Genomic DNA, 805 nt, shown 5'->3' with positions numbered 1-805 from the left:
GAAAGTAATCCCCCCCACATTCGTTGACAGAGAATATTCAATTGTTTCACCTGCCATCGGCTCGCCCGTCGCATCGTTCAAACTGAAGGTAACGGTTGTAACCTCTGGGTGAGCACTTGAGCCACTGCCTTTCAACGCGATGGTTGAAGGATCAGCCGATACAAAAGCTAATTCACCTAGTATTTGCTCTGCTACGTTAATATTTGCTGTAGCTGAGGTCCCATCACTTAGTGTAGCGGTAATGACATCAGGCCCTTCACAGGTATTCGCAGTATACGTTGCAACCGCGGTACCTGTCGTTGTATTAACCGAAGATGAAATATCCGACTTGCCTTGCTGCACACAATTTGAAGTAAAGCTAACCGACACGGAACTAGAGGTAAATAGAGTATTACCGTTGGTATCAACAATATTGACCGACACAACCGTGTCGCCACCATAGGTTAGATCAACACCGTCAGTTAGCGTTGTCATTTCACCCGATACAAAAGAATCGCCAGAACTTCTACCCAAACCTAAACTAGAGATATCAATTGTTACGGATGCAGTTGAGGTATTACCTTCATCATCAGTTGTCGTTGCTGTTATCGTATCCGAACCAGTACAAGATGTGGCAGTATAATTTACGGTCGCCACACCTGCAGAACTTAACGCTGATTCACCAATTGTCGCCAATCCTTGTGTCGCACAAGCTGAACTAAAGCTCACTGAGGTTGGCGTTGCTAATAATTCATTATCCCTACCTGCATTAACTACATTGACAGATATCGTCGTACTAGCACCGTAAGAAAGCACCTCACCGTCA

Annotated in this window: 1 protein-coding gene; it reads right to left on the bottom strand. The window is 45.1% G+C overall.

Annotated elements, in window-relative coordinates; translation table 11 throughout:
* On the bottom strand, positions 1 to 805 hold an 805-nt coding region (locus A3756_RS28245), incomplete at both ends, for a hypothetical protein (protein ID WP_197481494.1).

The organism is Oleiphilus sp. HI0086, from assembly GCF_001635225.1.
This window is presented reverse-complemented; position numbering and strand designations above follow the sequence as displayed.